Annotated in this window: 15 protein-coding genes; 5 read left to right on the top strand and 10 right to left on the bottom strand. The window is 64.4% G+C overall.

The genetic code is table 11. The features are described 5' to 3' along the window. Nucleotides 1-106: 106 nt before the first annotated feature. Complete coding sequence (locus O1Q03_RS36005) at nucleotides 107-1,501, bottom strand: phosphomannomutase/phosphoglucomutase (protein WP_269510030.1); 1,395 nt, start codon at nucleotides 1,499-1,501, stop codon at nucleotides 107-109. Nucleotides 1,502-1,743: 242 nt separating this feature from the next. Here O1Q03_RS36005 and O1Q03_RS36000 point away from each other — a divergent pair, with 242 nt between their 5' ends. The 5 genes from O1Q03_RS36000 to O1Q03_RS35980 are packed head-to-tail and all read left to right on the top strand — an operon-like array spanning nucleotide 1,744 to nucleotide 7,171. Next, the gene (locus O1Q03_RS36000; protein WP_269510027.1) at nucleotides 1,744-3,000 is read left to right on the top strand and encodes a lipopolysaccharide biosynthesis protein; all 1,257 of its coding nucleotides are present in this window, start codon (nucleotides 1,744-1,746) and stop codon (nucleotides 2,998-3,000) included. Beyond that, nucleotides 2,997-3,821, top strand: a complete 825-nt coding sequence (locus O1Q03_RS35995) for a glycosyltransferase (protein ID WP_269510024.1) — start codon at nucleotides 2,997-2,999, stop codon at nucleotides 3,819-3,821. The genes O1Q03_RS36000 and O1Q03_RS35995 overlap by 4 nt, the downstream gene beginning before the upstream one ends. 41 nt (nucleotides 3,822-3,862) lie before the next feature. Continuing rightward, complete coding sequence (locus tag O1Q03_RS35990; protein ID WP_269510021.1) at nucleotides 3,863-4,999, top strand: glycosyltransferase family 4 protein; 1,137 nt, start codon at nucleotides 3,863-3,865, stop codon at nucleotides 4,997-4,999. A 15-nt stretch (nucleotides 5,000-5,014) separates the two neighbouring features. After that, nucleotides 5,015-6,037: a UDP-glucose 4-epimerase GalE gene (gene galE / locus O1Q03_RS35985; protein WP_269510018.1), complete on the top strand. Its 1,023-nt coding sequence runs from the start codon at nucleotides 5,015-5,017 to the stop codon at nucleotides 6,035-6,037. A gap of 27 nt (nucleotides 6,038-6,064) precedes the next feature. After that, entirely contained in the window at nucleotides 6,065-7,171 is a 1,107-nt protein-coding gene (locus O1Q03_RS35980) for an MraY family glycosyltransferase (protein WP_269510015.1), read from the top strand. On the opposite strand, the gene O1Q03_RS35975 is transcribed toward O1Q03_RS35980, so the two are convergent. The 9 genes from O1Q03_RS35975 to O1Q03_RS35935 form a co-directional block, all read right to left on the bottom strand. Then, nucleotides 7,107-8,072, bottom strand: a complete 966-nt coding sequence (locus O1Q03_RS35975; RefSeq protein WP_269510012.1) for an NAD-dependent epimerase/dehydratase family protein — start codon at nucleotides 8,070-8,072, stop codon at nucleotides 7,107-7,109. The two genes, O1Q03_RS35980 and O1Q03_RS35975, sit on opposite strands and share 65 nt — an antisense overlap. A gap of 5 nt (nucleotides 8,073-8,077) precedes the next feature. Next, nucleotides 8,078-9,112 carry a GDP-mannose 4,6-dehydratase gene (gene gmd / locus O1Q03_RS35970; RefSeq protein ID WP_269510033.1) on the bottom strand — a complete coding sequence of 345 codons (1,035 nt, stop codon included), beginning with the start codon at nucleotides 9,110-9,112 and terminating at the stop codon, nucleotides 8,078-8,080. A gap of 371 nt (nucleotides 9,113-9,483) precedes the next feature. After that, nucleotides 9,484-11,367: a polysaccharide biosynthesis protein gene (locus tag O1Q03_RS35965; RefSeq protein ID WP_269510009.1), complete on the bottom strand. Its 1,884-nt coding sequence runs from the start codon at nucleotides 11,365-11,367 to the stop codon at nucleotides 9,484-9,486. Between the two features lie 12 nt (nucleotides 11,368-11,379). Next, a complete protein-coding gene (locus O1Q03_RS35960; RefSeq protein ID WP_269510006.1) occupies nucleotides 11,380-12,396 on the bottom strand; it encodes an MraY family glycosyltransferase in 1,017 nt (338 codons plus the stop codon). A 5-nt stretch (nucleotides 12,397-12,401) separates the two neighbouring features. Next, the gene (locus O1Q03_RS35955) at nucleotides 12,402-13,367 is read right to left on the bottom strand and encodes a UDP-glucose 4-epimerase family protein (protein WP_269510003.1); all 966 of its coding nucleotides are present in this window, start codon (nucleotides 13,365-13,367) and stop codon (nucleotides 12,402-12,404) included. After that, nucleotides 13,364-14,194, bottom strand: a complete 831-nt coding sequence (locus O1Q03_RS35950) for a glycosyltransferase (RefSeq protein WP_269510000.1) — start codon at nucleotides 14,192-14,194, stop codon at nucleotides 13,364-13,366. Before O1Q03_RS35950 ends, O1Q03_RS35955 begins: the two co-directional genes overlap by 4 nt. 61 nt (nucleotides 14,195-14,255) lie before the next feature. Then, nucleotides 14,256-16,097, bottom strand: a complete 1,842-nt coding sequence (locus O1Q03_RS35945; RefSeq protein ID WP_269509997.1) for a glycosyltransferase family 2 protein — start codon at nucleotides 16,095-16,097, stop codon at nucleotides 14,256-14,258. 50 nt (nucleotides 16,098-16,147) lie between these two features. Then, a complete protein-coding gene (locus tag O1Q03_RS35940) occupies nucleotides 16,148-17,875 on the bottom strand; it encodes a methyltransferase domain-containing protein (protein WP_269509995.1) in 1,728 nt (575 codons plus the stop codon). A gap of 4 nt (nucleotides 17,876-17,879) precedes the next feature. Further along, the gene (locus O1Q03_RS35935) at nucleotides 17,880-18,803 is read right to left on the bottom strand and encodes a glycosyltransferase family 2 protein (protein WP_269509992.1); all 924 of its coding nucleotides are present in this window, start codon (nucleotides 18,801-18,803) and stop codon (nucleotides 17,880-17,882) included. Nucleotides 18,804-18,817 lie beyond the last annotated feature (14 nt).

Raw genomic sequence — 18,817 nt, 5'->3', positions numbered from 1 at the left:
AGCGGCGCACGCAGTACGCGTGCGCCGCTTTTCGGAAATGGCGCGACGGATCGCCCGGCTGTCGGCTCGGGCGTCGCGCCGGCCGCGGCCCGCAGGCCGCGCGAACTCAGAACGGCAGCTTGGCGTCCGGCTTCGCGGCCGTCAGCACGCGGCGGAAGTCCGCCTGGATGCGCTCGAGCCCTTCGCGCGTCTCGGCTTCGAAACGCAGCACGACCACCGGCGTCGTGTTCGACGAACGCGCGAGACCGAAGCCGTCCGGATATTCGACGCGCAGCCCGTCGATCGTCACGACTTCGTCCGCGCCGTCGAACTTCGCTTCCTTCTGCAGCTTCTCGATCAGGCGGAAGTTCTCGCCTTCGTCGAGCTTGAGCTGCAGTTCGGGCGTGCTCATCGCATCCGGCAGCGCATTGAGCACCGCGCTCGGGTCGGCCGTCTTCGTGAGGATCTCCAGCAGGCGCGCGCCCGTGTAGAGGCCGTCGTCGAAGCCGTACCAGCGATCCTTGAAGAACACGTGGCCGCTCATCTCGCCCGCGAGCGGCGCGCCCGTCTCGCGCAGCTTCGCCTTCACGAGCGAATGGCCCGTCTTCCACATCAGCGGCTCGCCGCCCTTCGCCTTCACCCATTGCGCGAGGTGACGCGTGCACTTCACGTCGTAGATGATCTGCGCGCCCGGGTTGCGCGACAGCACTTCCTCCGCGAACAGCATCAGCTGGCGGTCCGGATAGATGATCTGGCCGTCCTTCGTGACGACGCCGAGGCGGTCGCCGTCGCCGTCGAACGCGAAGCCGAGTTCGGCGTCGGTGTCGTTCAGCGCGTGGATCACGTCCTGCAGGTTTTCCGGGTGGGCGGGATCGGGATGATGGTTCGGGAACGTGCCGTCGATGTCGGTGAAGCGCTCGACGAGCTCGCAGCCGAGCGCCTTGAACAGGCGCGTGGCGAGCGGGCCCGCGACGCCGTTGCCGGCATCGACGACGAGCTTGATCGGGCGCGCGAGCTTCACGTCGCCGACGATGCGCGCGATGTACTGATCGGCGACGTCGAATTCTTCGAACGAGCCGCTGCCCGTCTCGAAGCGCGCGTCGACGATGCGGCGGTACAGCGCCTGGATCTGCTCGCCGTAGATCGCCGCGCCGCGCAGCACCATCTTGAAGCCGTTGTAGTCGGGCGGGTTGTGGCTGCCCGTGACGACGATGCACGAATCGATGCGGCGCTCGCCTTGCTTCAGCGCGAGCGGCACGCTTGCCGCGAAATAGCCGACCGGCGTGGGCACCATGCCGACGTCGACGACGTCGACGCCCGCCGCACGCAGCCCATCGGCGAGTGCGCCGACGAGCTCGGGCCCCGACAGGCGGCCGTCGCGCGCGACGACGACCGCATCGCCGCCCTGCGCGCGCACTTCGCTGCCGAACGCGCGGCCGATCGCGCGCGCCGTGTCGGCGTCGAGCGTCTTGCCGACCACACCGCGAATGTCATATGCCTTGAAGATGGATTGGGAGATCATCGATTCTCTCTCGGTTGCGTGCATGAAAAGTAATCTGGCCGCCTCTTGCGTGTGCCCGGCATCATACATGCGGGCTCCGTGCAACGAGGAACGGGACGGCGGGAGCGGCCCCGATCCCACTTATAATCGCGGGTTTTGATGACGCGTATTACGCCCATTTTAATGCCTAGCCGTTTCGCCGCCGCCCATCCGCCGCGCCCGCGCACCTTCCCGGCCGCATCGCGCGCGTACGGCTGTCCCGCATGCTGAAACGATTCGGCAACCCGGACGTCGCGAAGGCCGTCGCGAACCTCGTCTGGCTCGGACTCGAACGGCTCACGCAGATCGGCGTCGCGATCGCGATCAGTGGTCTTCTGGCCCGTTATTTCGGGCCGGACGTGTTCGGCAAATGGCAGTATGCGAATACGCTTCTCCTCGTACTGGCACCGCTCACCTGGGTGTGCGGCGCCGAAATCCTGGTTCCGACCATCGTCCAGCGTCCGCCCGCCCAGCTCGGCGCGGTGCTCGGCAGCGCGTTCGTGCTGCGCATCGGCGTGTCCGCCGTCGCGCTCGTCGCGACCTGGATCGCCATCGGCGCCGGCGCGTTCGATCCGCTCGTCGGCGCGATGCTCGCGGGCCTCGCGGTCACGATGGTGTTTCGCGAGCCGTTCGTCGGCGTGATCAACGCGTGGCTGCAGAGCATGACCTACAGCAAGCCGCAGCTCGTGACCAGCATGGTCACGGCGCTGGCGAAGGCGCTGCTCGTGTGGCTGCTGGTGCGCGCGGCCGCCGGCCCGGCACGCTTCGCGTGGCTGTGGGCGCTGGAGGCCGCCGCGATCGGCTTCGCGCTGCTGCTCTACTACCGCCATCGTAACGGCGGCACGCTCGGCTGGACGTTCGACAAGCCCCTGTTCAGGCACTTTGCGACTGCCGGCACCGTGTTCTGGCTCGGCCTGATCTGCATGTACCTGTTCCTGAAGCTCGACCGCCTGATGCTCGAGCGCCACGTGTCGTTCGCCGATCTCGGCCGCTATTCGGCCGCGCAGCAGCTCAACGAGAACTGGATCACGCTCGCGCTGATGCTCGCGCAGACCATCGCGCCCGCGTTCGTGTACCGCGTGCAGGACGTCGCGCGGCTGCGCCGCAACATCGTCCGGCTGATCGCGATGACCGCCGCGCTGATGACGGCCGGCGCGCTGGTGCTGGACGCGGCCGCCCCGCCGATCGTCGGCAAGGTGTTCGGCCGCGGCTACGAGGCGTCGGTCGACATCTTCCGCTGGGCCGTCTGGCTGTCCGTGCCGGCCGGCATCGAGGCGATAGGCAATCTTATCGTTCTCAAATATCAAGCAAAATTCGTGTTGCTGGCGAAATGGCTGCTCGCGCTGGCGATCGCCGCGCTCGTCAACGTGTTCGCGATCCCCCGGCTCGGCCTGTACGGCGCGCTCGTCGGGCTCGCGGCCGGCTATGTCGCGGCCGCCGCCGTTAATTTTTATTACATTCGTTTCAAGCTGCGCTCATGACGTCATCCGATTGCCCGCTCCCGCTCGACGACGTGGCCGTGCTGATGCCGGCCTACAACGGGCACGACGACGTCGCCCGCACCCTCGCGTCGTTTCGCGAGGACGCACCGGTTCACGTGCTGATCGTCGACGACGGCAGCACGCCGCCGATCGTCGCGCCGGCACTGCCCGGCCTCCGGATCGAGGTGCTGCGCATGCCGCAGAACGGCGGCATCGAGCGCGCGCTGCAGGCCGGCATCGACGCGCTCGCCGCGCGCGGGTTCCGCTATGCGGCCCGCATCGACGCGGGCGACCTCGCCGCGCCGCAACGCCTCGCGAAGCAGCGTGCGTATCTCGACGCCCACCCGCGCGTGGCGTGCGTCGGCATGTGGACCCAGGTCGTGTCGCGCGCCGGCGAGCCCCGCTTCATGCTGACGCCGCCCGCCGATCCGCGCGCGCTGCGCCGCACGCGCTTCCTGCGCTCGCCGCTCGTGCATCCGTCGGTCATGCTGCGCATCGATGCCGTGCGCGAAGTCGGCAACTATCGCGCGAAGTACCGCGCGGCCGAGGATCTCGATCTTTTTTTACGGTTAATGGAACGCTACGATTGCGCGAACCTGCCGGAGCTCGGCCTTTACTACGAGCTCAACGAGGGCGGGATCAGCGCGACCAAGCGCCGCCGCCAGCTGATGTCGACCCTGTCGCTGCTGCTGCGCCACTTCAACGCGCTGAACCCGTACGACTGGGCCGGCCTCGCCAAGAACCTGCTGCATTTCGTGACGCCGTACCGGACGCTGCAGCGGATCAAGCAGACGCTGTTCGCCGCGCGGCCGTCCGCCTAGCCGGTATCCGGCATTTTCGACGCTTTATTTTTTCTTTTTTCATGTCCGCTACCTCCCCGCTGCGCATCGCGCTCGTGTGCAACACGGCCTGGGCGATCTACACCTACCGCCAAGGGCTGATCCGGACGCTCGTCGCGCGCGGCGCCGAGGTCATCGTGATCGCACCGCACGACCGCACCGTGCCGCTGCTCGAGCAGATGGGCTGCCGCTACGTCGCGCTCGCGGTCGCGTCGAAAGGCACGAGCCCGCGCGAGGATCTCGGCACGCTCGCCGCGCTGGCGCGCCGCTACCGCGCGCTGAAACCCGATCTCGTGTTTCACTACACGATCAAGCCGAACATCTACGGGTCGATCGCCGCGTGGCTCGCGCGCGTGCCGTCGATCGCGGTCACGACGGGGCTCGGCTATGTGTTCATCCAGAAAAGCCGCGCGGCGAGCGTCGCGAAGCGCCTGTACCGGTTCGCGTTCCGCTTCCCGCGTGAAGTCTGGTTCCTGAACCGCGACGATCTCGCCACCTTCACCGGCGAGCAGCTGCTCGCCCACCCCGAGCGCGCGCGGCTGCTGCACGGCGAAGGCGTCGATCTCGAGCAGTTCGCGCCGGTGCCGCTGCCGGCCGGCGACGCGCCGGTATTCGTGCTGATCGGCCGGCTGCTGTGGGACAAGGGCGTGCGCGAATACGTCGAAGCCGCGCGCGTCGTGCGCCAGCGCTATCCGCACGCGCGCTTCCAGCTGCTCGGCCCGCTCGGTGTCGACAACCCCAGCGCGATCGGCCGCGCGGATGTCGACGCGTGGGTCCGCGAAGGCGTCGTCGAGTATCTCGGCGAGGCGCACGACGTGCGCCCGCACATCGCGGCGGCCGACTGCGTCGTGCTGCCGTCGTACCGCGAGGGCGTGCCGCGCACGCTGATGGAGGCGTCCGCGATGGGCCGCCCGATCGTCGCGACCGACGTGCCGGGCTGCCGCGACGTCGTCGCCGACGGCGAGACGGGCTTCCTGTGCCGCGTGCGCGACAGCGCGAGCCTCGCGGAGCAATTGATTCGCATGGTCGAGCTCGGCGCGGCCGGGCGCGAGGCCATGGGTGCACGCGGCCGACAAAAAGTCGCGGCACAATTCGACGAGCAGCACGTCGTCGAACGTTACCGACAGACCATCCATTCGTTGACGGGCATCACACTTTGAAGGAGCACATCAGCAATGACTGCTAAAGGCACCATCCTCGTCACCGGCGGCGCGGGCTACATCGGCTCGCACACGGCCGTCGAGCTGCTCGACAACGGCTACGACGTCGTGATCGTCGACAATCTCGTGAACAGCAAGGCCGAGTCCGTGCGGCGCATCGAGCAGATCACCGGCAGGAAGCCGGCGTTCCACCAGGTCGACGTGTGCGACGAAGCCGCGCTCGCGAAGGTATTCGACGCGCATCCGATCACCGGCACGATCCATTTCGCGGCGCTCAAGGCGGTCGGCGAATCGGTCGCGAAGCCGATCGAGTATTACCAGAACAACCTCGGCGGCCTGCTCGCCGTGCTCAAGGTCATGCGCGAGCGCAACGTCAGGCAGTTCGTGTTCAGCTCGTCGGCGACCGTATACGGCGTGCCGGAGCGCTCGCCGATCGACGAATCGTTCCCGCTGTCCGCGACCAACCCGTACGGCCAGTCGAAGCTGATCGCCGAGCAGATCCTGCGCGATCTCGAGGTATCGGATCCGTCGTGGCGGATTGCGACGCTGCGCTACTTCAACCCGGTCGGCGCGCATGCGAGCGGGCTGATCGGCGAGGATCCGGCCGGCATCCCGAACAACCTGATGCCGTACGTCGCACAGGTCGCCATCGGCAAGCTCGAGAAACTGCGCGTGTTCGGCTCCGACTATCCGACGCCGGACGGCACCGGCGTGCGCGACTACATTCACGTCGTCGATCTCGCGAAGGGGCACATCGCCGCGCTCGACGCGCTCGCGAAGCGCGACGCGAGCTTCGTCGTGAACCTCGGCACGGGCCAGGGCTACAGCGTGCTGGAAGTCGTACGCGCGTTCGAAAAGGCATCGGGCCGCCCGGTGCCGTACGAGCTCGTCGCGCGGCGTCCGGGCGACGTCGCCGAGTGCTACGCGAATCCGCAGGCCGCGGCCGACCTGATCGGCTGGCGTGCGACGCTCGGCATCGACGAGATGTGCGCCGACCACTGGAAATGGCAGCAGGGGAACCCGCGCGGTTTTGTATAATCCGCTGTCCATTTTTCGAGCGATCCCATGCTCAGCTTCGCGTCCGGCTTCATCGTCTCCCTGCTCGTCACGTTGTTCATCGTGCGCTATGCGCATTTGCACGAGCGATTCTCGATCGACGGTGACCTGGCCGGCGTGCAGAAATTCCATGTGCGGCCGGTGCCGCGCGTGGGCGGCATCGGGATCCTCGCCGGGGTCGTCGCGTCGGCGCTGCTGCTGACGCAGCGCTACCCGACGATCGCCGGCAGCATCCTCGGCATCGTCGCGTGCGGGATGCCGGCGTTCCTGTCGGGGCTCGTCGAAGATCTCACCAAGCGCGTGTCGCCGCGCGCGCGGCTGCTGTGCACGATGGGCGCGGCCGCACTGGCGTTCTGGCTGCTGGGCATCGCGGTCAAGCGCATCAGCGTGCCGCCGCTCGATTTCCTGCTCGGCTACGTGGCCATCTCGGCGTTCATCACGGTGCTCGCGGTCGCGGCGCTGGCGAACGCGATCAACATCATCGACGGCTTCAACGGGCTCGCGTCGATGGTCAGCTTCATGATGTTCGCGTCGCTCGCGTATGTGGCCTTCCACGTCAACGATCCGGTCGTGATGTCCGCATCGATCATCATGATGGGCGCGGTGCTCGGGTTCTTCCTGTGGAATTTCCCGGCCGGGCTGATCTTTCTCGGCGACGGCGGCGCGTATTTCATCGGCTTCATGCTCGCCGAGCTCGCGATCATGCTCGTGATGCGCAACCGCGAAGTGTCCGCGTGGTACCCGGTGCTGCTGTTCATGTACCCGATCTTCGAGACCTGCTTCTCGATCTACCGGAAGAAATTCATTCGCGGGATGTCGCCCGGCATTCCGGACGGCGTGCACCTGCACATGCTGGTGTACAAGCGGCTGATGCGCTGGGCCGTCGGCACGAAGCACGCGCACGATCTCACGCGCCGCAACTCGCTGACGTCGCCGTACCTGTGGCTGCTGTGCCTGATCGCCGTGATTCCCGCGACGCTGTTCTGGCGGCACACCGTGCACCTGTTCGTGTTCGTCGTGCTGTTCGCGCTCACCTACGTGTGGCTGTACGTCAGCATCGTGCGGTTCCGGGTGCCGCGCTGGATGGTCGTGAGGAAGCAAAAGCGGGGGCACTGAGCGACGCCGTCGCCGGCGCGTCCAGCATCCAGCGAAGCGTGTCTTCGAGCGGAATGATCGGCAGTACGCCGATCGCATCGTGCAGCCGCTCGGTCGAACCGATCAGTATGCGTACCTCGCTGGCGCGCACGAATGCGGGATTCACCCGGATCTCCGGATGATGACTCGTCAGCGCACCCACCATTTCCAGAACGCGACGCAATGCATAGCCCGTTCCGGAGCATACGTTGAAAACCTGGCCGGCGAATTTTCCACTCAACAACCGCCGGTACACCGCGGCGACGTAGCGCACGTCAGAAAAATCGCGGACGACCTCGAGATTGCCCAGTTCGAGCACCTCCCTGCCCTCCCGGAAATGCGCAACGATCTTCGGCAGCAGGAAATTCGACGGCTGACCGACCCCCGTGTAATTGAACGGACGCACGATCGTGATCGGCAATGTGTCGGCCCATAGCCGCGCGACATACTCCATCGCGAGTTTGCTGACGGCATAGTTGTTCGCCGGATTCGGAATCGTGGATTCGTCGATGACTTCCCGATCGGAATTGCCATAGATGTTGGCGCTGCTCGCCAGCAATACGGCTCGCGGATGGCAGCCCGCCGCGTGAATCGCATCGAGCAGATACTGCGTACCGACCACGTTCGTATCGTAGATCGACCGGACATCGTCATGCGCGACGAACGCGATCGCAGCCAGATGCACGACCGCGTCCGGCCGCTCGCGCGCCAGCACCTGCGTCAGGCGATCGCGGTCGAGCAAATCGCACACATGAACCGGCACCGGAAGTTCGGGCGCCGGGACATTTGCCAGTCCGCATACGTCGTGCCCAGCGGCCTGCAGTTCGCTCAACAGGTGCCGGCCCGTAAACCCGCGAATCCCCGTGATAAGTACCTTCGACATGGTATTCAGAACGAAGAACCCGCGTTGTTCCGGCGTATATCCGCTTCGACCATCATCTGGCAGAGCGACTCGAGCGTGGTCTTCGGCTCCCAGCCCAATTCGTTGCGCGCCTTCGCGGGATTACCGATCAGCAATTCGACTTCCGCCGGGCGATAAAAGCGCGGATTGACCTTCACGATCACCTTGCCGCTTTTGCTGTCATACCCGGCTTCCTGTTCGGCGCTGCCTGTCCAGTTCAGCTTGATATCGACCGCACGCGCGGCCATCGTCACGAAGTCGCGTACCGTTTCCGTCCGATTGGTCGCCAGCACGTAAGTATCCGGCTTGTCCGCCTGCAACATACGCCACATGCCTTCCACATACTCCTTCGCGAATCCCCAGTCGCGCTTCGCGTCGAGATTCCCGAGCTCCAGCACGTCAAGCTTGCCCAGAAGAATCTTCGCCATGCCGTCGGTAATCTTGCGGGTCACGAATTCGCGACCGCGCAGCGGCGATTCGTGGTTGAACAGGATCCCGCTGCACCCGAAGATGTCGTAGCTTTCGCGATAATTCACCGTCATCCAGTGCGCATAGAGCTTGGCGACGCCATACGGGCTCCGCGGATAAAACGGCGTGCTTTCGACCTGCGGGATTGCCTGCACCTTGCCGAATATTTCCGAGGTGCTCGCCTGATAGAAACGAATCTTCGGGTCGACGATCCTGATCGCCTCGAGCAGATTGAGCGCGCCGATTCCGGTGATCTGCGCCGTCGTGACGGGCTGATCGAACGAAACGCCGACGAAGCTTTGCGCGGCAAGATTGTAGACTTCAATTGCTTCGCAGTCCTTCAGCAATCGGATGCTGGAGCCGAGGTCCGTCAGATCATACTCGACCAGCCGCAAGTTCGGATGCTGTGCAATCCCCAGTTCTTCGAGGCGCCAGAAGTTGACGGAACTCGTGCGACGATACGTTCCATACACGATGTATCCCTTCTCGAGCAGAAGCTGCGCCAGATAAGCACCGTCCTGCCCTGTAATCCCCGTGATGATTGCCTTTTTCATCTGAACATCCGCCTTGATCAAAACCTTCGAAGAACCGACGCCTGTCGCAGTGGAAATGCATGTCGGCCAAGCGCAACGTTGCCTTTCGTGCATTGACGTGATCTTCCCGGACAACATGGCGAGCGACAGTGCGGCGTCACACAATCCCGTATCGTGTCCGCCGCGCGAATCGGAAAACGGCATGAGCTCTGTCAGCAGATCGGCGCCGGAATGCTTGGGGGCGTTGGGGGATGGGGCGTGCGGTTTGGGGTGCCCGAGGGAGTCGTCGTACGCAGGCATCGGCCCAGCCTCTGAGCGACGGCTCTTGCCGGCTATCGCCGAACGAAAAAAAAGCGCCCGTCAAGGGCGCTTTTGCTTCGTGTATCGGCGGCTTACTCGTTCGACGCCGCCCGCATCGTGGGCACGCTCTGCAGCACGGGGGCGACGGCCGATTGGTATTCCGGAACCCAGCGCCGCAGGTCGCGCCGGACTTCGTCATCGCTCAGCACGCGATGCTGCATCAGCCACGGCAACAGTTCGTCGAGCAAATGATCCGGCACTTCGCGTGCTCGGGCGATGCGCAGCTTCGGATGCGGCGTGCGCGTCGTCGTCTCGTCATCCGCGAGCAACTCTTCGTAGAGTTTCTCGCCGGGCCGCAGGCCCGTGAATTCGATCCGGATCTGTCCTTCGGAAAAACCGTAGAGGCGGATCAGGTCGCGGGCGAGGTCGACGATCTTGACCGGCTCGCCCATGTCGAGAATGAAGATCTCGCCGCCGTGCCCCATGCTCGATGCCTGCAGCACGAGTTGCGAGGCTTCGGGAATCGTCATGAAGAAGCGCGTGATCTCCGGATGCGTGACCGTCACCGGCCCGCCCTTCGCGATCTGCTGCTGGAACTTCGGGATCACGCTGCCGGCGCTGCCGAGCACGTTGCCGAAGCGCACCGTCTCGAACTGCGTGCCGTCGCTCGTCTGCTGCAGCGCCTGACACGCCATCTCGGCGAGACGCTTGCTCGCGCCCATCACGTTGGTCGGGTTGACGGCCTTATCCGTCGAGATCAGCACGAAATGGCGCACGTTGTGGCGGATCGCCGAGCGCGCCACGCGGTACGTGCCGAGCACGTTGTTGCGCAGTGCCTGCCATGCGTTGTGCTCCTCCATCAGCGGCACGTGCTTGTAAGCGGCCGCGTGGAACACGATATGCGGCGCATGGCGCGACATCACCTGGTCGAGCAGCAGCGAATCCTTCGCATCCCCGATGATCGGCACGATCGGCTGGTCGGGGAAGCGCTCGCGCAGTTCCTCGGTGAGCCGGTACATCGCATATTCGGAGAGATCGAACGCGACCAGTTGCGCCGGCATGAAGCGGAGGATCTGCCGGCACAGCTCCGAACCGATCGACCCGCCCGCGCCGGTCACCATCACGACGCGACCGCGCAGCAGCGCCTCGACGTGCGGCGTGTCGATCGTCACCGCGTCGCGGCCGAGCAAGTCCTCGAGATCGATGTTCCGCACCTGCGACAGGAACCCCTGCCCCGGCATCAGCGCCGTCAGCGACGGCAGCACCATCGCCTTGATGCCCGCGCGCACGCACAGCGTCGCGACGCGGCGCTGCGTTTCGACGGACGCCGACGGTATCGCGATGATCGCGTACTCGACCTTCATCGCCTCGGTCCAGTGCTGCAGGTCGTTGAACGAGCCCAGCACCTTGTAGCCGTAGATTTCGCGGCCCTGCTTGGTGACGTCGTCGTCGAGCAGGCCGACGAGGCGCCACTCGCCCGAACGCGACAGTTCGCGCGCGAGGCTCGCGCCGGCCGTGCCGGCGCCGAGCACCAGCACCGGCTTGCCCTGCCCGACGAGCCCGCCGTACAGGTAGAACTCCTTGGTCGCGCGGTACAGCGCGCGCGCGCCGCCCATCACGAGAAACAGCATCAGCGGCGATACGAGCAGCACCGAGCGCGGAATGATCGGCGACGGCTGGAACATCACGGCGCCGATCATCACGATCACGCCGCCGCTGGCCACGGCCTTCGAAATCCGCATCAGATCGGGAAGGCTCGCAAACACCCACAGGCCACGATACAGGCCGAACACGTGGAACATCAGCGCGTAGACGGGCAGCACCCACATCAGCGCCGTCAGCGCGCCGCCCATGAAATCGGACGGAACGCTGCCGTTGAATCGAAGGAGATAGGCGGACAACCACGCGGCGCTCACCGCCGTCAGGTCAAACAGAAAAGCGCTCAGCGAAAGCCATGACGCTTTGGATCGCAACATCGGCAGGAAACCTCAAGAGTTATTTTCGGCGGCCGACTGAAAGCGGCGCCAGCGCATGTCGACCACCAGTCCGAGACATGCCAGGACGCCGTACCACGCAAAGAACGACAGCCATTGCTGCAGCTCCGGGCGGCCCCTCGCCCACACGGCAACGATGATGCCGGCGAGCATGATGAGGTACCAATAAAGAGCGGTCCGGCGGTGACCTACCCCGGCCCGGACCATCCTTTGATAATAATGCTCCCGGTGGGCTTCCCAGAACTTTTCGCCACGTAACAGACGTCTCAAAAGTGTTACAGATGCGTCGGCGATAAAGGGCGCGAACACTAGCGCGGGGAACCAGATCGGCCAGACGCTGCCTCTCCAGCCCCAGTAACCGAGCGCTCCAGCCAGGAAACCGAGCGGAATCGAGCCTGCGTCGCCGAGAAACAAGCGGGCCGGATGGAAATTCAGCAGCAGGAAGCCGAATGCCGCCCCCGCGACGGCGGCGCCGGCGACGGTCAGATCCGACGACGGTGTCGCAGCGGTCAGCGCTGCGACGGCATACGCGCCGAAGCCGAATAGCGCCATGCCACCCGCAAGGCCGTCGGCGCCGTCCATGAAGTTGTACAGGTTCGTCAGCCACACCATCACGAAGCCGATGCCGGCCAGCAGCCACCACGGCGCGTCGGCCGGAAACACGGCGATCAGCGCGACGACCGCCGCGAGGTGTGCCGAAAACCGCACGCGGGCCGGCAGCCCGCGACGGTCGTCGATCTGGGACATCGCGGCAAGCGCGGCGGCGGCGGCCGCGATCAGCCACAAGTGCGGCGCCAGCGCGAGCAGCGTGACGACGCAGACCGGCACGATGCCCCAGCCACCGACGCGCGGCGTCGGCAGCGTGTGGAGCGAACGGTCGTTCGGAATGTCGGTGGCAAGGTGCCATGCGAGGCCGGTCGCGAGCAATATGCGCAGGATGGCCGTCGACGCGATGGCAGCGGCCAGCGCCACCGCAGCCGCCTCGGGCCACGTGGATATCGGGAAATGCATGTCGGCTATTGTTGTGTATCGCGCGAACGATACCATGCGGCGGTCGCTTCGAGGCCCTGTCGCGTCGTATAGGGCGGATGCCAGCCGAGCACGCGCGTGATCCGGCCCGTATCGAGCTGGAGGCTGCCGGTCAGGCGATCGATCGCCGCGCGGCGGCCGGTCAGCGTACCGAGCGCCCGCAGCACGGCGGACGGCACCGCGATCAGGCGGGCCGGCTTGCCGAGTGCGTCGCCGACCAGGCGCAGCAGGCCCGTAACGGACGGCGCATCGTCGTCCGCGACGTGGAAGCATTCGCCGGCCGCACGCGGATCGATCGCGCATTGCAGCAGCGCGTCGGCCAGGTTGTCGACGTAGACGATGCTGCGGCGTGCCGCGATGGCACCGAGCGGCAGCAGCATCCCGCGTGCAACCGCGTCCATCATGCGCAGGAAGTTGGCGCGGACCGCCGGACCGTAGACCAGCGGCGGGCGCACGACCACGACGTCGAGCCCGTTCGACGCACCGAATTGTGCGAGCTCGCGCTCCGCGCGCAGTTTCGAGCGGCCGTAGGCATCCTGCGGGTCGGGACTTACGGCTTCCGACAACGGTGCGCCGCCGTCGCTTTCCCCAACCGCCTTGATGCTGCTCGCGTAGACGATGCGGCGCACGCCATGCTGGCGCGCGGCTTTGGCGAGACGCAAGCTACCGGCGACGTTGGTCGCGTCGAACGCGGCGTCGGGATCGGGCGACTCGTCGCGCATTACGTGCACGCGGGCGGCGAGGTGGATCACGCAGTCGGCGGTCAGGTCCGTTGGCCATCCTTCGTCGAGGCCGTCGAAGTCGGCGGCGTCGTGGACCCACTCATGCACGCCTTCGATGGATCCGCCCGGGCGCCTCACCAGCGCGGTCACGGTGTGCCCGGCAGCCAGCGCGCGGCGACAGACCGCGCGGCCCACGAAGCCGTTTGCACCGGTCACGATGATGTGGGTCACCACAGCCTCCAGCCGAAACGGTTGTAGAACTTGAAAGCTGACGCGGCGAACATGCGGATGTGGGCGAAGCCCTTGCGGGACGCGCCGCCGCCGTGGTGGATGACGCGAGCTGCCGGGACGTATGCGACCCGGGCGACGTCGTGCGTGCGCAGACTGAGGTCGTAATCCTCGAAGTAGAGGAAGTAGCGCGGGTCGAAGCCGCCGAGTTTCCTCAGCACATCGGTACGGAACAGCATGAAGCAGCCGCTGACGATGGGCGGATCCCAAACGATGTCGGTGTCGTTGATCACGTCGCGCATTTCGTAGCGTGCAAGGCGGCCGGCAAACCATTGCCGGATGCGAGCCGGCAGGAAGCCGCGTACGAGCAAATCGAGGACGGCGGGAAAGCGTCGGCAGAGAAACTGTTGATGTCCGTCGTCGCCGCCGATCCACGGGGTCAGCAAGCCGAGCGCCGGTTCCGCGTCGAAAGCATCCAGCGCAGCCGACAGCGCATCCCGACCGACATCGATATCCGGGTTCAGCACCAGATGGAAGCGGCTGACCACACGCTCGATCGCGAGATTGTGGCCGCGGCCGTAGCCAACGTTTCCGTGCCCCGACACGACCTCCAAGTCGACGCCGCGCCAGGAAAGCGCGTCGAGCATCGTCTGCGCGGCGGGCAGGCCACCGTTATCGATCAGGTAGAGTTTCACCGACAGGTCCGGCCGTGCGGCATGCAGCCGCTCGCAAGCAACCGCAAGGCTCGTCAGTGTCTGCTCCAGCTGAACAAGATCGGGCCGATAGACCACGATCGACACCGACAAATCATTCAATTCGGTACAAATCACGCTTGAAGTCTCATTGGCGGGAATGTGCGCGCCGCCCGCCTGGTGCGCGGCCGGCGTCCGATCATCGCGAACCCGGCGTCATGCGACGCAGCAGCACGCGCAGATTGCGGCGCCACGAAGCCTGAGTCGACAGTATCGGTCTCAGGAACGGGACCCGAACGAGCAAATTGCGTGCGGCGCGTCTCGAGAAATAGACGATCGCGTGGCGGTGCGCCTGCTCCTCCGCCATATCCATCACGTCGAACGGACTCAAGGTGACACGCATTGATCGCTGCCGCTCGACGGCCTGCTCGTACGCATCGTGCAGCTTGGCTTGCCGCGTCAGCGCGACCTTGCTCGACATCGGCGTACGGTACCTCGACGTGACCCGCATCACTGACGTAAAGTCGGTTGCGCAAGAGTAGCGTACCCATAGCACCCAATCCTCGAGCTGATCGAGGTCTTCGTCGAATCCACCGAATTCCGCATAAAGACTGCGATGGAACAGCACGGCCTGGATCGGCGCGAGATTCTCCTGCCACATCGACAGACGGGAATACGGCCGGTACATGACCATCGGCGTCGCTTCACGATACTGCGCGACATTGTCCGACAACTGATCGAATGTCGTGGGAACGTCATGAGATGCGCTATAGACGGCGCGATTCGTACCCGCTCGCGCAACCTGCATCAGCGTCTCGACGTGGTCAGCATAGAACTGGTCGTCGTCGTCGAGAAATCCGAGCCATTCACCGGTGGCCAACGCAAGGCCGCGATTCCCCGCCGCGCTGCGCCCGACCGGAACGCCCGTCGCAACATAACGAACGTTCAGTCGACCGACGAATTCCCGTTCAATCATCTCGGCGCTGTTTGCCGGTCCGTCCTCGACAACGACGACTTCCACGCGAGGATAGGTCTGGTTCACCAGCGACGTCAGCGCCTCACGCAGCAATGCCGGCCTGCGATGCGTGCGCACGACAATGGATACGAGGGGCAACGCCGCCGGATCAGATTCGTCGGTCGCGAAGGCGAAGAATGCACCGTCGCGCGTATCGCCGTATCCCCAAAAGCGGAAATGTGGACGAAATCCGGCACGGCGAAACGACTTTCCAGTGCGACGGAAATACCACATCGACCGCAGATACCGACTCAGGATTGCGATGCACTGACGCCGTGCCTGCGGAATGCGCGGCGGTCTCGCGAACTCGACCGCCCAGCAGCCCAAACCACACAGCACGTCGAACCACGACCCGAAGCGCGTACGCAATTGCAGCGACGACTGAATACCGCCGACGAGTTGAAGCGGTTTGATCTCTCCCGGTGTCGTATACGTGCGATGCACCGCGACTGCCTTCGGCACGTAGGACAGCGTCCATCCGGCAGCACGCAGCCGCCACGACAAGTCGACATCCTCGCCATACATGAAGATGCGCGGCTCGAAGCCGTTTGCCTGTGCGTAAGCCTCGCGTCGAAACACGACCGCAGCCCCCGTCGTCCAGTCGATACGGAGCGTGACGGGATCGTAAAGCTTCGGATGCTCGTACGGCAGTTGCCGCAATTCCCATGCGGCAACATCGTGCGGCGCGGCCGAAATGGCCTCCGTCAGAACGGAAATTGCAGTCGAATGCAGACAGACATCCGGGTTCAGCACGAAGAAGAACGGCGCGTCACCGGTTTCGAAGGTGGCGTTGTGCGCTGTGCCGAACCCGACATTCCCTGGGGAATGGCTGACCGAAACCTCGAACGGCCAGGATGTAGAGCGCACGAAACGATCCCAGCGACTCGCATCGCCAGGATCGTTGTTGCGCAGCCAGACACGAATCTGCACACCTGGACACGGCGCTTGTGCGGCAAGACTATCGAGAAGCGCGGACAGCGTGTCCTCGGTTTCTCGATACAACACAATGGAAATGTCAAACCGCATCTGCATTCCCGCCATCGCGGACCATCACGAATACCGTCATCGCGCTCAGGTCAGCCCAAGCGCCGGACGATTCTCCGGGCGACAATTCGCGAATTGTCATAAGCCATGCGCGCAACCCGATACAGACGCGGATGCTTGATAAAGAATCGTCTCAGCAGATCGAGCTGAGACTGGCCCCGCAGCACGGCGATGTCTTGCTCAAGCTTGCGAATCCAGTTGCGCTGATCGATCAGCAACTTGATCGTGCCCGGCGGGAAAACGTGGTACTGCTCGTTGTGCTTCGCAAGGATCTTGTTGTAATCGCGACTCCACTCTTCCTGGGAATGTCCCGAGAACGATGACTCGCCGGTACGCCACTTCCGATAGATACCCGTAATTTCGGGGCTGCTCTCGACGCCGCACATAAATACGGTCCGCATTTCGAAATCCCAATCCTCCGCCGTATCGAGAGACTCGTCGAACCGGATCCCGAGGTCCTGAAACGCGACGCGCGGAAACGCGAGGGAGAACGTCGGCGAATAGTTCTGGGACAAATGGTCGTAGAAATCGAACTCCGACGGATATGGCTTCGTGATCGACGAGACCGTCCGGTAGGCCAGCGCACCGTCAGGCCGCTTTCCGGTGGAAACGATGTCCTGTTCCGCGGCAGTTGCGCGCAACACGCGCCCCGAAGCCGCTTCTTCCAGCTTTCGGAACGTCTCTACCCAATGAGCGAAGACGAGTTCATCGTCGTCGAGAATCGAAATGTATCGACCACGTGCCGCCATGAACCCGTCATTGAGCGGAGACGAACGCCCGGCGCGGTCGCACTGGATCACGCGCACTCGCATCCGAATGGATTCCGGCAGATCCTCCACGATGCGCTTGACTGCGAAGAGCGGTTCCTCCTCGACCTTGTGCGCCATCACCAGCACTTCGAAATCCTGGCAGGTCTGCGCGGACAGACAAAGCAGGACATCGCGAAGATTGCCCAATCGCTTGCCCTGAGTCCGCGTGACGACCGACAGAAACGGCTGCTGCACCTTGTGTTCCGCCAGCAACTGGACCTCATCGTGTCTTGCACCGGGCAAATAGGCGCGCACGAACTCGTTGACTGTGCCGAAACCGTCGGCAGAGTCGCGGATCTGCCACAAGTAGCGCGAAACCGGCGTGTTTCCGGTCAGCATTGGATGCGCACGCGGAAATGCCTGATCGCTCGCCTCCATGTAGTAGTCACGAGCGCCGACTTCGTGCCAGCCGGCGCGCTTGGCCATGCCGGCAAGCAGCCTGTCGGTATGGTGAATCACGTGTGTGTGATCGAGCAAGCCAGCGACCGTATAGTCCCAGTGACCAGTCAGCAGCTTGATACCGAGGTCGCGGTGACCCGCGTTCGGCACGGCGACGACGAGCAGGATCGCGTGATTGTCAGCAAACGCCCGCAAACGCTCTAGCAGCGCGGGACCGTTCGTAATGTGCTCGAGCGCATCGATGACGGAAATCGAGGTCACGCGGCGACCCGCGACGGCGGTTTCGATTTGCGCGAACGCGTCGTCCAGACGCTGCAGGTCGACTTGCCCGGTCGAGAACCCGCGTGACTCAATGCTCCGCAGCGCGTCGCCATCCGCGTCGAAACCGACATACGTCAGTCCCAGATCACGAACAGGCTCCGCAATCGCCCCATAACCGCAGCCGATATCCAGATGCAGGCCATCACGCCCGCCGAATTCCGAAAGCAGCGCGACCACATTGCTATAAACCGAATTCTCGCGATAGCCGAATTGATAAATTGCCGATTTCATGGGATTAGAATCGATGTTTCGCGTAATTTCCGTCGATGAACTGCGCCACGCGGTGATCGGGGTCGATCGGCGACGGCAATTTGCCGGAATTCTTGAGATCGCGGTATTTCTGCGCGGCTTTCTTTTCGGCGGCGCTACCATGAGCGAGCAACTGGCGCTCGATTCGATCCGCCAGCGCGCCATTCGAATACTTGTGGGCAAGGATCATCGCAGCCTCGGCCGAATAATACTCTTCCGCGCCACCGACGATCCACGTTCCTGCGGTCGACAACCGTTTGTCGTGAAACAGCGCGGCAGATGGCTGGAAGACCACCTTGTAGCCGGCCAACCGTACCCGCCAGGAAAAATCGACGTCATCGCAATAGAGGAAGAACGATTCCGAATCGAACCCGTTCACCTCTTTCGCCACCGCAGCCGACACGAGTGCACAAGCGGTTGCAGCCCAACTCGTCTCGCCTGTCGTCGGGTCGTAATCCTTCGGGTGCTCGATCGGGACTTGTCTTGCTTCGACGATCCCCACCCCCGGCTTGCGCATCGGCCGCACCAGTTCGCTGAAGATATTGGGCGCGACCAATGCATCCGGATTCAGGATCAGCACGAGCTCAGTATTCAGATCCGCCAGCAGCCTGTTATGGCCTGCGGCAGACCCGAGATTGGCGTCGAAAAATGTGTAGTCGATACGGCCAATGCCCTGCGGGCGATACTTGACGGCACGCGCCTCGATCACCTCGGCTGAAAACACAGGATTCGGTGAGCAATCGCCGATCGCGACCTCCACCGACGACAGGACGCCCCCACCGATGGCGAGATCCGCCGCGCGCGCAATGCTCTCGAGCGCGCTATCGATGTGTTCCTGGGTATTGTTGTACAGAATTGACTGAATCCGCAGAGATGCGGGTCCGGTAACTGTCGTATCGTGCAGCGGCACTCGTAACCTCTACG

Source organism: Burkholderia sp. IMCC1007 (genome assembly GCF_027257875.1).
Lineage (GTDB): Bacteria > Pseudomonadota > Gammaproteobacteria > Burkholderiales > Burkholderiaceae > Burkholderia.
Note: the sequence above shows the minus strand (reverse complement) of the source record. Positions and strands in the feature narration are given on the sequence as shown.